Genomic DNA, 13,094 nt, shown 5'->3' on the forward strand with positions numbered 1-13,094 from the left:
TGTTCCGTTCTCCCGTTCTCCCGTTCTCGACACCCACCAACCACCAGAGCTAAGGCACCCGCCAGGCTATCCTGGGCCGGTATGTTGCTGTCGGGGACCGTCGTCGCCGACGCCGACACCGTGATTCCGGACGGTGCCGTCGTCGTCGAGGACGATATCATCGTTGCCGTTGGAGACCGTTCGACGTGTCGCGACCAATATCCGGACCACGAGCACCGCGCCTGTGACGTGCTCGTGCCAGGCACAGTGGGCGGACACGTTCACTCCGTCCAGAGTCTCGGTCGCGGCATCGCCGACGACACCGAACTGCTCGAATGGCTCTCCGAGTACGTCCTCCCGATGGAGGCCTCCCTCTCGGCCGACGGGATGCGCGCCGCCGCCGAACTGGGGTATCTCGAACTGATCGAGAGCGGGACGACGACCTGCATTGACCACCTCTCCGTCGCCCACGCCGACGAAGCCTTCGAGGCCGCCCGCGAGTTCGGTATCCGCGGACGGCTCGGGAAGGTACTGATGGACAAGGATTCACCGGCCGGCCTGCTCGAAGACACCGACGCGGCACTCGAGGAGAGCGAACGGCTCATTCAGCGGTATCACGGCGTCGACGACGGCCGCATTCAGTACGCCGTGACGCCCCGATTTGCCGTGAGCTGTACCGAGGCGTGTCTCCGCGGCGCGAGAGAACTCGCGGACGCCTACGAGGGGGTGACGATCCACACGCACGCGAGCGAGAATCGCGGCGAGATCGAAACCGTCGAGGACGAAACCGGCAAGCGAAATATCCACTGGCTCGACGAGGTCGGGCTGACCGGGGAGGATGTTGTGCTCGCCCACTGCGTCTGGACCGACGAGGAAGAACGCGAGGTGCTCGCGGAGACGGGGACCAACGTCACCTACTGTCCGTCGTCGAATATGAAACTCGCGAGCGGAATCGCGCCGGTGCTCGACTACCTGGACCGCGGGATCAACGTCGCGCTGGGGAACGACGGGCCGCCGTGTAACAACACGCTCGATCCGTTCACGGAGATGCGACAGGCCAGTTTGCTCCAGAAGGTCGACCACCTTGACTCCGAAGCGCTGCCGGCCACGACGGTGTTCGAGATGGCGACGGTCAACGGCGCTCGGGCGGCTGGCTTCGACCGCGTCGGGAAACTCCGCGAGGGCTGGAAGGCGGACATCGTCGGTCTCGAGACGGACATTACCCGCGCGACCCCGCTTCACGACGTCCTCTCACACCTCACGTTCGCCGCTCACGGAGACGACGTGCAGTTCACGATGGTCGATGGGGAGGTCCTCATGCAGGACGGCGAGGTGCTCGTTGCCGACGCTGACGCGATCAGGAGTCGCGCCCGCGAGTTCGCTGCCGAGATGGATGTCACCGCGTGACGAATAGTCGTTCGACAGTCGACGTGAACTAGCGTCAGAACTCGATCGAGTCGAGAACGCCGAGGCTGAGGGCGGTTGCGGTAACGACGTTGTAGCCGAGAGAGATTCCGACGATGCCCACGAGACCGGGGAGTTCGGGCGGGGCCGGAATCGGTACGTCGATCAGTGCGAAGAACGCGCCGGTGAGTGTACCGGTAAGCAGTCCCAGAACGACGAGTTGACTGCTCATACCGGGAGAGAACGCGGAAAGCGACAAAAACACGCTGGCTTGCGTTCGGCCCATCGCTTTCTTCGTTGACGCAACAGGTCCTGTTCTCGTCCTACGGATTTCGACGAACGACGATACTCAATTTTAATATCGTCGAACAAGGGATGGTGTAGTATGCAACTCAGCGAACGACCGACGGCAGATGTCTCGATCCCGGACGAGTTCGATTCGGCCCAGGCGAAAGTCGTCTATCTCTATTTGCACGTCTGGCCAGGATCGACGGCCGACGACCTCTGTGCGGCATTGAGTATCAACAAGGGAACCGTTCTTTCGATCATCCGAACGCTTCGCAAGCGCGGCTACGTCGAACGGGATGAGGGCCAATATCGGCTCTGTTGACGGCTATAACTGGCAGTGGGAGGAAACCGGTCGCTGATGCGATCGGGGAAGCGTCTAGAGTTCGATCCGCTCGACCAACTGGTCGTGGTTCTCGTTCGTGTTGACCGCGACGATACGGATCTCGTCCTCCAGCCCCGAGTCGCGGAGTTTCGCCTTGAGGAGGTTGTCCACCTGATAGACGCCAGCGGCGTTGGTCATCGCGATTTCGACCATCACCGGACTGGTTTCGCCTTCGTAGAGCGAAACGCGGCTGATCGCCTGACTCGAGAGCGTGTTGATCCCGCGACCGCCGTGTTCGTAGGGGATGCGCGAGCGGCCGCTTTCCATGTCCAGCGCGTCGGCGACGCGGATGATGCCGGCCTCGGTCGTCAGCGGCGTCTCGGCCGTGTGGTGACAGAGGATCGCGTGCAGAATTTCCCCTTTCATGCGGACCTGTTCGGCGAGTTCGTAGAACTCGGGGAGGATCCGGTCGAGAATGTCGGCAGCGAGCGGGATCGAGTAGTAGACGTGTTCGTCCCGATGGACCACGTGGCCGATGTCGTGCAGCGTCGCCGCGAGAGCGATGATCACCGATTCGTCCGCCTCGGCGAGTCCTTGCTGGCGTGCGCCGTTGAAGTCGACGTTGCCCGCTTTGAGGAGGTCGTACAGACAGAGCGCGCGATTGCGAACGATCTCGATGTGCTTCCGACCGTGATCGTTGTAGCGCATCCGATCGACGGCGTTGACGTTCTGGGCCTCGAGATACGTCTGGATCTCCTCGTCCTCTTCGATGCGTTCGAGGACGGCATTCAGTTTCTCGTCGGGAAAGTTGTGCTCGCTCTCGGGAACGTAGACACGACTTCCATTCTCGTCACCAGCAGTATCGCTCATACCATCCACGTCGGTTGCAGGCTAAAAAAGCGCTACGCCGGTTGCCGATTCGGTGACGATGCGCTTAGGCGACGTCCTCGACAGCCGCCTCGACCTCCGCGTATTCCGGTTCGACGCCCGGATCGTCGCTGACCCAGGAATACGTAATTTCGCCGTCTGCATCGACCACGAACACCGAGCGCTTGGCGACGCCGTAGACGCCAAGGTCGTCGAAGTCCATCTCGATACCGTACTCGTCGATGATCTCCTTGTTGAAGTCACTGATCAGGCCGAACTCGAGGTCGTTCTGCGCGCGGAACTCGTTAAGCGCAAACGGCGAGTCACGGCTGACTCCGTAAACCGACGCGTCGAGGTCATCGAAGGCAGCGAGCCGATCCTGGAACGTACACATCTCCTCGGTGCAGACGCCCGTGAACGCACCGGGGAAGAACGCAAGGACGATCGGTGCCTCCTCGTCGAGTTTAGCCGAGAGACTGAACTCGTCAACATCGCCGTTTGCGAGCGGTGCGGTAAAGTCGGGTGCGGCATCACCAGTTGCTGGCATCGTCACCACCTTACGTACAGGCAGGAAAGACAGTTTCGTTCGCGGACCGAACCTGCGTGGCGGATTGTGACGAGTTCAGTGAGAGACCGTTCGTGTGGATCATCCGCTTTCTCGCCAGTACAGCACTGAACGGGACTGTAGAGGGCTGCTCACTGACTCTCAGTTCCCTTCCGACCGGCTGCTCGGGCGATTCACCGGACAAAACACGTTGTGAATACTGGCGGTGGTCGCTGGCTGAACTCGTCAGAGAGTGACCTGTTGGCGGTCCCTGCAGGACTGGGAGGTCCAAAAAGGTTATAATTGCCAGCGGGTAAGCCACGCATAGAGATGGTAGCCGAAATCGCACCGCTGTTCGCTCCTGTTCCAGGGGGCCCAGAACTACTGATCATCCTTTTCATCGCCATTCTGCTGTTCGGGGCGAACAAGATCCCGCAACTAGCACGCTCGACCGGCGAGGCCATGGGCGAGTTCCAGAAGGGGCGTGAGAAGGTCGAAACAGAACTCGAAGAGATGCGCGACGGTGACTTCGAGGGCGACCTCGACGACGAGGACGACGATTTCGTCGACACGGAGCCGGTCACCACTGAAGACGACGACACGGAGACGGAAACCAGCACAGACACCACGACCAACTAACCGTCTTTTGCGGGGCGTGTGGCCTAGCGGAGAGGGCAGGAGGTTCCTAACCTTCTGATCGTGGGTTCGAATCCCGCCACGCCCGTGCAGCGAGGAACGAAGTGACGAGTGAACCGGCATGGCGGGATTCCTGAACCCTGCAAGTCGCAGCGCCGAGCGAAGGAGGTGATCGTCTTGCTCCGGTTCGAATCCCGCCCGTGTTCCTGTGAGCGCTAGCGAGCAGGTTCTCAAGCGTGGTTCGAATCCCGCCACGCCTGGTCTCTACAAAGTGACTACACACCGTGCGAGTGAAATGCCGATTCTACAGACAGCTCGGTCTCGAGTACGAACCCAACCACCACGCTCAGCGGCTCTCACGGCGTCTCTGCCGAGCCGGCCAACCGAGTTCACCTCCGACTCCGACTCCGACTGTTCGCGCCGACACAACGGTCCTTCACCGTGCGGTCCATCCGCCATCGACCGCCAGACACGACCCCGTGACGTAACTCGCCGCTGAACTCGCGAGGAAGACGACGGGGCCGGCGATCTCTTCCGGATCGGCGAACCGATCGAGTGGGGTTCGATCGAGGATCGATTGGCGGAGGCGGTCGTTCGACTCGAGTTCGGTGGTCAGGTCGGTCGAGACGTAGCCGGGGGCGACGGCGTTGACGCGGACGTCGGGGGCCCAGTCGAGTGCGAGGCTCTTCGTGAGTCCGACCAGGCCGTGTTTGGAGGCGACGTAGGGATGCTGGCGTGGGAGGCCGACGAGTCCGCCGACGCTGGCGACGTTGACGACTGCGCCGCCGTCGTTTTCGTGGAGGGATTGGGCTGCGGCGGTTGTCACCTCGTAGGCACCAGTGAGGTTGACGCCGAGCGTCCGCTCGAAATCCGCTGTCGAGACGTCTTCGGGTCGGCCGAGTGCGTCGTCGGGGTTGAAGCCGGCGTTGTTGACGACGACATCGACGCCGCCGAACTCGGCTTCGGCTCGGTCGACGGCGTCCGCAACGGCGTTTGGATCGGTAACGTCTGCGGTGACGGGACGGGCGTCGCCGCCATCGGCGACGATTTCCTGAGCGACTGCTTCGAGTTCAGGTGTCGAGCGAGCAGCGGGGACGACGGCAGCGCCGGCGGTTGCGAGTTCGAGGGAGATGGCGCGGCCGATACCGCGGCTCCCGCCGGTAACCAGTGCGACGGTGTCGTCGAGGTCGAACGGGGTTGTCATGGGGTCTCGTTTGTAGTCCTGTGCGGGGCGTATATCAAACTGGCTTCGGGTGGCACGGCGGGTAGTGACCGCGGATAGATAATTCATCTATCAATAATGCATGTGGGAGACACATCCACGAGTTCCGAACGGAGACACCCGTATCGGAGCACATGTTGATTCCTTGACTTCCCAAGTTATCAGATATGGTAATGAGCGGATGAATTTTTTGAAGGGTGACTGAGAGGGTAGGTGCAATGGCTATTGACGAAGCCGACCAACCGGATGCAAAACAGGCGTCTGCGGCTGGGACGTCTGCATCTGGGTCGGGGGACGTGGACTCCGACGAGTCGGATGCCGGTTCGGGATCCGGCGTTCGTGTCGGCGAGTATACGTGGGCGGATTTTATGGAGGAGTATGGGTACGGGGACGAGGTTTCGACGCTCTATTCGGCTGTGCGGGACACCGACGAGCCGACGGATCAACTCGGTCTCGACACCGACGAGAAACCGGAGCCGGCGGTCCCTTCGGACGGAGACTGGGATCGCGTTTCGTTCGATCCGAAGCCGTATCTCGGCTACCAGCCCGAGGAGTTAGTCGACCGGGTATTGCCGATCGCCGGATCGAACGCCGACGCTCTCGAGACGCCGTTCTTGGAGTACGTCGACCCGGAGACGACGCCGGTCGTCAAAGACGTCTGGACCTGGGAGCACTACAAGTGGGAGTACTACTACGAAGACGGAAACCGGCCCCACGATGACGAGGGTGACATCGTTCGCCACGACAAAGAAGAAGCCCTCGGCTTCGATCCCGACACGCTCGAGGATCGGCTCTCGATCGCCGACGATATCGCGATGGAACTCGATGACATCGTCGAGGAACGGACCGTCAACATCCAGGAAGACATCGACGAGGACGAGTTCTTCTCGACCGCAGCCGGGAACACGACGGTCAGCAATCGCTACGACCTCGAGAAGACGGTGCCGTTCGAGAAGAAGACGCACTTTCGAGAGGTCGAGCGCTACTGGGTGAACAAACCCTACGCCTTCGTCGTCGTCTTCCACTCCGAGAAGGAAAACGAGAAGAAATACTACATGGTCGAGCCGTACCTGAACGAGATCGAGGTGGAACTCCAGGAGTTCCTCTCGGGCAAACTCAGGAAAGCGATCAAGTACTCCGATGACGGCGTCAAGGAAAAGGCAAACGAGGACGGCCGCCGGGTCGTCATCGAGGACGAAACGCGACAGTTGTTAAAGCGCTACGACCTCTTCGAGAAGCAGTCGGGGAGCAAGAAAGCGGGGCTTCTGGAGACCGTCCAGACGCTGCTGGACGATGATGACGATGCCGATACAGACGAAGATGAAGACGAGGAGACGGCGGACGACGTAGCCCTCTCCCAGAACCAACTCGAGGGCATCGAGGTCCGTCCGGAACCGATCCTCCTCGCGGAGGACCCGGACACGCTAAACGAGTACCAGGTCGAGAAGCTCCTGTACTTCCTCAAACGAAACTTCATCGGCTACGAGCGCATCGACGGGATCAAACACGACATCAACGTCGAGGACATCTCCGTCGACGGCTACAACTCGCCCGTCTTCGTCTATCACTCCGAGTACGAACAGATCATCTCAAACATCTACCACGGCAAAGATGAACTCGACGACTTCGTCGTCAAACTCGCCCAGCGATCGGGCAAGGGCATCAGTAAACGGCTGCCGCAGGTCGACGCGACGCTGCCGGACGGCTCGCGTGCGCAACTGACGCTCGGTCAGGAGGTGTCCGATCACGGGACGAACTACACCATCCGTCAGTTCAAGGACGTGCCGTTTACCCCGATCGACCTCATCAACTGGAACACCTTCAGCTTGGACGAGATGGCGTTCCTCTGGCTCGCGATCGAGAATCACAAGAGCCTGATCTTCGCCGGGGGTACCGCATCCGGGAAGACGACCTCCCTCAACGCGGTCTCGCTGTTCATCCCGAGCAGCGCAAAGATCGTCTCGATCGAGGACACTCGCGAGGTCGAATTGCCACAGCGCAACTGGATTGCAAGCGTCACTCGCCCCTCGTTCGCCGACGACGAGCAGGGCGATGTCGACGAGTTCGATCTGCTCGAAGCCGCCCTCCGCCAACGGCCTGACTACATCGTGATGGGCGAGATCCGCGGTGAGGAGGGGCGGACGCTGTTCCAGGTCATGTCGACGGGACACACGACCTACACCACGTTCCACGCGGACTCCGTCGACGAGGTGTTAAAGCGATTCACGACGGACCCGATCAATGTCTCGAAGACGATGTTCACCGCCCTGGATCTGGTCTCGATTCAGACCCAGACCCGGGTCCAGGGCCGGAAGGTCCGCCGGAACAAGTCGCTCACGGAGATCAACCACTACGAGGCCGAACACGACGAGATCAACGTTCAAGACGTCTATCAGTGGCAGGCCGAAACGGACGAGTTCCTCAAGATGGGGGACTCGAACACCTTAGAGGAGATCCAGTTCGACCGCGGCTGGAGCACGGAGAAACTCGAGGAAGAACTGTTCAAACGCGAGGTCATCCTCGCCTACCTCATCAAGAACGGTCTCAACACCTACGCCGAGGTCGCCGCGACGGTCCAGGCGTTCATCAACGATCCCGATACAATCCTGACGCTCATCGCGAACGGCCAACTCGAGGAGAGCCTCGACGACCTCCGGGAGATGGAAAGCGTCCTGATCGACGTCGACCAGGAGAAAGAAGAACTCGTTCCGCGCCCGGATTCGACCTCCGAAACGTACAACCTCTCGATGGACCTCCTCGAGCGAGCCGAGGAGTCGCTGTTCGAAGACTATCGCGGGAAGGTGCCGAGCGGTCTCGCGAGCGCACTCGGAGAAGTCGCCGACGAAGACCCGATCGAAGTCGACGGAACGGACGACGAGTTCGACTTCGAGAGCGGTATCGAGGACGGCATCGCGGAGGAGTGGACGTTCGGCGACGGCGCGACCGACTTTGCGGATACGGCGGCGACGATGGCGATGGGTGCGGACGACGACGAACCGGACTGGTTCGCAGAGACGGACAGCAGCGGGTTTGGTATCGAGGCGACGACCGCCGAGACGACTGCTGGCAGTGGTGCCAGTGCGGGCACCGGTGACGGGGCTAGTGCGGACACCGGAGCGGCCGATCCCGGTGTCAGCCCCGGAACTGAGGCTGGCACCGGCACCAGCACCGGAACCGACACGACGACTGAACCCGCGTCTGCGAACTCGACATCCCCCGAGATAGACAGCCTGAAGACAGCAGACGAGTTCGCTGCGGGCGAAGCGCCGGCCTGGAGCGATGGGACCGCCGGAGCAACGGAGTCCGGTTCCGGAGAGACGGGCGACGTTACCGTCTTCCCGTCCGACGATGCCGACGGTGATCTGGGCGGTCTCTTCGACGACATGGGCGAGACGCTCGATGAACTCGAATCGGCTACTGCGGGTGCGGAGTCAGGGGATCGGACCGTCGATACAACTGCGACGGATGAGGTGTTCGCCGGCGACGAGTTCGATGACGTGTTCGATCCAGATCCGGGTTCGGGTCCAGATCCGGGTTCGATGGACGACACGGCAGGTGGCGAAACCAACGAGGCGTCGTCACAATCGCCGAGCGGATCGGCCGATCCGAATGGAGCCGAGGGCGACCGCCGGACTACCGACGAGTCGGTAACGGAGCCGAACGCGCAGTCAGGATCAGGGTCAGGGCCAGGGTCAGCGTCTGCGGAGGCCGACCAAACAGCCGCTGACTCGACTGCTGCCGACGAGGCGACAGAATCGGGGCAGCCGACGGTTCCCGAAAGCGCCGTTCCGTCGATCGAACTCGGCTCTGGGACACCGGTCGAAGAGCGAGGGCCTGGACCGACGACGGATGTTTCGACGGGGTCGCCCGATTCGGCGTCAGATCAGGACCGGTCAGACGAGTACGAATACGAACACGAGGCGACTGCGGACCCTGGGCCAGATTCCGAGTCCAATCCCGGTCCAGATCCGTCAGCGCCGTCTTCGACCCCTGATAACGGAACGGAGGACGATCAAACAGGCGACGCAGGTGACACAGGCGACGTAGTGACGTTCGACGAGTCGACGATCGAATCAGCCGCTGACGCGGGTGCGGACACGGATACAGACACCGACGCAGACACGGACAGTGAGAGGGAGAGGGCCGTAGAGACGGGAGACCGAACCGCTGATCCGAGCGCGAACGAGACCGGCGACACATCGAACTCGATCTTCGGCGAGCAATCGGAGTCGGTCTTTAGCGACGACGAGGACGATAGTCGCGCCGATTCCGACGACGGGTCGATGTTTGATCCAGAACGAACGACCGAATCCGAATCGAGTATTTTCGCCGCCGAGGACGAGACGAGTGCCGATACGGACGACGAGTCCCCGACTGAACCCGCCAGCCAAACCGACGAAGACGAGGCGAGCGACGAATGAGCCTGCAAACCGATACGGGCGACTCCGAAAGTGTTGCCGGCGGATCCGATATCCTCGGTGAAACGTTCTATCCGCTGTATAGCCGTCTCTTCGGCGAGGACAGCGAGTTCGTCGCCGACGTCGAGACGAAACTCGCCCAGGCCCGAATGACCGACACAGTTGAACTCTATCTCTCTCGCGCGCTCGGCATCGGGTTCATCAGTGGCCTTGCACTGTGGCTGATTGGTCTCACACTCGGGTATACGCTCTTTGCGACTGGGCTGATCGCCGTCGATACCATCATCGGGTTCCCCGTCGGGAACGATACGCTACTCGCGATTATCGAGGCGCTCCGAGTGCCGGCGCTCGTCTTCATCACCGGGATCATATTCGGGACGATCGGCTTTGCACTCGGCTTTGGCTCGCTCACTGCGATCCCGTACTCGCGCGCATCGGCACGCAAGCGCGAGATCAACATGTTGCTGACCGACTCCGTCTCGTTCATGTACGCGCTGTCAGTCGGCGGACTAAACCAACTCGAGATCATCGACGCGATGGCCCAGGCCGACGACACCTACGGCGAGGTCGCAAAGGAGTTCCAGAGCATCGTCAAGGAAACCGAGTACTTCGACGTCGACTACCGGACCGCGATCCGCACTCAGGCGATCGAAACGCCGAGTGACGAACTCTCGCAGTTCCTGACAGATATGCTCTCGATCGTCAACAGCGGCGGCGACATGGAGAGTTTCCTCGAAGACAAGAAAGAAAAGCACATGCGCACGGCCAAGCAGGAACAGGAACTCACCCTCGAGACGCTCGAACTCTTCGGGGAGATGTACATGACGCTGTCGCTGTTTCCGCTCTTGCTCATCATCATCATGGTCGTGATGCAGATGATTCCACAGGCGGATGTCACCAATAACATGCTGTACATGACCGTCTACGGGCTGATTCCGCTCACCGGGGTCGGGTTCCTCATACTGGTCTCGACGGTCAAACACGACGAGCCCGGCGACGGTTACCTCTCGAATACGACCGGCAACAGATACGTCGAGAGCAAGGCGGAACAGGGACTGCTCAATCTCGGTCTCGTCGAACAGTTCACCGGCGAACACAGCGTCTTCGACCGAATCAAGAACCGAGAGGGGACCCACGAAACGATAGCGGTCGTAAAGCGACCGCACATCTTCTTCAGGGATAACCCGCTGTACACGGTCGCGCTTACGATCCCACTGGCGCTTGTCGTCGTGACGACGGCGATGATGACCGGTTCCGCACCACTCTCGTGGAGCGCCCTGCTCGATAACGTCATCTGGGGAACCGTCATCTACGTCTACATTCCGTTCTATATCGTTGCGATCCCGCTCTCGATCTTCCGCGAGTGGAACGTCCGCCACCGAAATACCGTCGTCAACACGCTCTCGGAAGACCTACGGAAACTCTCGAGTGCGAACGATACTGGTCTCACACTCCTCGAATCGTTCAAGTCCGTCGCCGACACGACGAGTGGCAAACTCGCCCGCGAGTTCGAACTCATGCACACGAAAGTCAACTACGGGACGAGTCTGAAGTCGGCGCTCATCGAGTTCAACAACAAGTACCACATTCCGCGACTCGCCCGGACGACCCGGCTCATCACGGAGGCACAGGAGGCCTCGAACCAGATTACGGACGTGCTCCGGACGGCCGCAAGCGCGAGCGAAAATCACGACGACATCGAACGCGAGCGCAAGTCCCGCACCCGGATGCAGGTCGTCATCATCGTCATGACGTTCCTGACCGTCCTCGCCGTAATCGCGATCCTCAAGACGCAGTTCATCGATACGATGGCCGGTCTCGAAACCAACAGCGGCGGTGCCGGCGAGGCCAACAGTGAACTCGCACAGGCCGACCTGAGCGACAATATCCAGATCGATATGCTGTCGGCGCTGTTTTTCCACGCGGTGACGCTGCAGGGGATCATCTCCGGATTCATCTGTGGCTATATCCGCGATGCGGACGTACTGAGCGGGCTCAAATACGCGATCATCCTGGCGACGATCGCTCTTCTCGGCTGGACGATGGTGGCCTGACATGTTCGGGAAACGGACAGAAACGAGTTCGATCGAGGCTGGAACGAGAACGAGATCGCAAACTGGGATCGGAATCGGAATCGGAACCGGAATCGAACGCCGGTCTCTAACCCGCGGACAGCGTGGACAGACCACGCAGGACTTCGTGGTCGGGATCGGGATCTTCATTCTGGCGATGGCGTTCGTGTTCTCGTTTCTCCCCTCGCTGATCACGCCGTTCGATTCGTCGGCCGGCGGTGCGGAGATCGCACAGGCCGACCGAATCGCAGACCAGGTCGTCACGAACCTCTCCGATAGTGACCGGCCAAACGAGATCAATGCCAGCGAGTTCGAAGACCGCTATGCGGGACGCTCGGCCGCGGAGTTGCGAACTGAACTCGGATTGCGTGCGAGTGAGAACGGGGGTGAAACGGTGGCTTTCGATCGGGTAAACGTAAGCGTTGAGACGCTTACCGATGGACCACCCGACGAACAGTACGTGAACTCGACGGCACTGGCTGCCGGAGAGACGTACAACAATCAGTCAGCAGCAAGTGCCGCGAGAATCGTTACGGTGGCCGATGAAGAGGGGATCCTCGACGACGGTGACTGTGAGCCAGCGTGTAGACTCGTCGTGAGGACGTGGTGACCGTATGAGGAACCGGCAGTCACCACTCACGGACGCAGCGCACACCGATCGCGGTCAAGCCTACACGCTCGAGGGGTTCATCGGCGCGATGGTCGTGCTGCTGGCCGTCCTCTTTGCGCTCCAGTCGGTGGTCATCACGCCATCATCCGGCGGACTGACCGACCGATCGGTCCAGTCGCAGGTCCAACAGGAAGCGCAGGATGCACTTGTCGTCGCCGACCACGACGAGAACGTCTCAGCGTTGCTCCGCCACTGGGACGAAGACGGCGGCTTTGCAGGTACAAACGGGTCTGTTGCACCTGGTGAGGATCACGAGACGTTCACGCAGAACGACCTAGAGAACGCTTCCGTTCTGGGTGGGATTCTGAACCAACGGTTCGCGAATCAGGGGTGGAACTACAACCTCGAGTTCCACTACACGGACGGAACTGAGATCGAGACCGAACACAAGACGGCAGTCTATCAGGGGAGTCCGTCGGCAGACGCGATTACAGCAAGTTATACTGTGACTTTGTATGATGACCAGTACGTTACGCCAGCTAACGACCAAACACTCGAGGAGTTTGCATCGGATTCGGAGAACGAGGAACCCGTGATTCCTCCCGCAGAAGGCGTTGATGGTTCGGTCTACAACGTTGTGGAGGTGCGACTGGTCGTATGGTAGCGGACCAGCCTACCGAATCCCAGAATCGGTCCCGGACTCAGAAACGGAAGCGGACTCGTAACCGTGTT

Annotated in this window: 11 protein-coding genes and 1 tRNA gene; 8 read left to right on the top strand and 4 right to left on the bottom strand. The window is 60.7% G+C overall.

Going from position 1 to position 13,094, the window contains the following annotated elements; translation table 11 throughout:
• The first annotated feature begins 81 nt into the window (after positions 1–81).
• Positions 82–1,386 (top strand): 5'-deoxyadenosine deaminase, encoded by a 1,305-nt coding sequence (locus tag SM755_RS03660; protein ID WP_323171489.1) that lies wholly within the window; start codon positions 82–84, stop codon positions 1,384–1,386.
• Positions 1,387–1,420: 34 nt separating this feature from the next.
• Here the strand turns inward: SM755_RS03660 and SM755_RS03665 are convergent, their stop codons facing one another.
• Positions 1,421–1,615, bottom strand: a complete 195-nt coding sequence (locus tag SM755_RS03665) for a DUF1427 family protein (protein ID WP_323171490.1) — start codon at positions 1,613–1,615, stop codon at positions 1,421–1,423.
• A gap of 153 nt (positions 1,616–1,768) precedes the next feature.
• Between SM755_RS03665 and SM755_RS03670 the strand changes: the two genes are divergently transcribed.
• Positions 1,769–1,993 (top strand): helix-turn-helix domain-containing protein, encoded by a 225-nt coding sequence (locus SM755_RS03670; protein WP_006109584.1) that lies wholly within the window; start codon positions 1,769–1,771, stop codon positions 1,991–1,993.
• A 54-nt stretch (positions 1,994–2,047) separates the two neighbouring features.
• On the opposite strand, the gene SM755_RS03675 is transcribed toward SM755_RS03670, so the two are convergent.
• Both SM755_RS03675 and SM755_RS03680 read right to left on the bottom strand, forming a co-directional pair.
• The gene (locus tag SM755_RS03675) at positions 2,048–2,863 is read right to left on the bottom strand and encodes an HD domain-containing protein (protein WP_323171491.1); all 816 of its coding nucleotides are present in this window, start codon (positions 2,861–2,863) and stop codon (positions 2,048–2,050) included.
• A 64-nt stretch (positions 2,864–2,927) separates the two neighbouring features.
• Positions 2,928–3,407, bottom strand: a complete 480-nt coding sequence (locus tag SM755_RS03680) for a redoxin domain-containing protein (RefSeq protein WP_323171492.1) — start codon at positions 3,405–3,407, stop codon at positions 2,928–2,930.
• Between the two features lie 327 nt (positions 3,408–3,734).
• Between SM755_RS03680 and tatA the strand changes: the two genes are divergently transcribed.
• On the top strand, positions 3,735–4,043 hold the full coding sequence (gene tatA / locus SM755_RS03685; protein WP_323171493.1) for a twin-arginine translocase TatA/TatE family subunit: 309 nt from the start codon (positions 3,735–3,737) through the stop codon (positions 4,041–4,043).
• Between the two features lie 12 nt (positions 4,044–4,055).
• Positions 4,056–4,128 (top strand) — tRNA-Arg (locus SM755_RS03690).
• A gap of 348 nt (positions 4,129–4,476) precedes the next feature.
• Here SM755_RS03690 and SM755_RS03695 read toward each other — a convergent pair.
• Positions 4,477–5,244 (bottom strand): 3-oxoacyl-ACP reductase family protein, encoded by a 768-nt coding sequence (locus SM755_RS03695; protein ID WP_323171494.1) that lies wholly within the window; start codon positions 5,242–5,244, stop codon positions 4,477–4,479.
• A gap of 236 nt (positions 5,245–5,480) precedes the next feature.
• Between SM755_RS03695 and SM755_RS03700 the strand changes: the two genes are divergently transcribed.
• From SM755_RS03700 to SM755_RS03715, 4 genes are read left to right on the top strand one after another with little or no spacing between them, the layout of a single operon-like run.
• Positions 5,481–9,683, top strand: a complete 4,203-nt coding sequence (locus SM755_RS03700; RefSeq protein ID WP_323171495.1) for an ATPase, T2SS/T4P/T4SS family — start codon at positions 5,481–5,483, stop codon at positions 9,681–9,683.
• A complete protein-coding gene (locus tag SM755_RS03705; protein ID WP_323171496.1) occupies positions 9,680–11,734 on the top strand; it encodes a type II secretion system F family protein in 2,055 nt (684 codons plus the stop codon). Before SM755_RS03700 ends, SM755_RS03705 begins: the two co-directional genes overlap by 4 nt.
• Position 11,735: 1 nt before the next feature.
• Positions 11,736–12,362, top strand: coding sequence for a hypothetical protein (locus tag SM755_RS03710; protein ID WP_323171497.1), 627 nt, complete (start codon positions 11,736–11,738; stop codon positions 12,360–12,362).
• 4 nt (positions 12,363–12,366) lie between these two features.
• Complete coding sequence (locus SM755_RS03715) at positions 12,367–13,026, top strand: hypothetical protein (RefSeq protein ID WP_323171498.1); 660 nt, start codon at positions 12,367–12,369, stop codon at positions 13,024–13,026.
• Positions 13,027–13,094 lie beyond the last annotated feature (68 nt).

The organism is Natrialba sp. PRR66 (assembly GCF_034808065.1).
Taxonomy (GTDB): Archaea; Halobacteriota; Halobacteria; order Halobacteriales; family Natrialbaceae; genus Natrialba; species Natrialba aegyptia.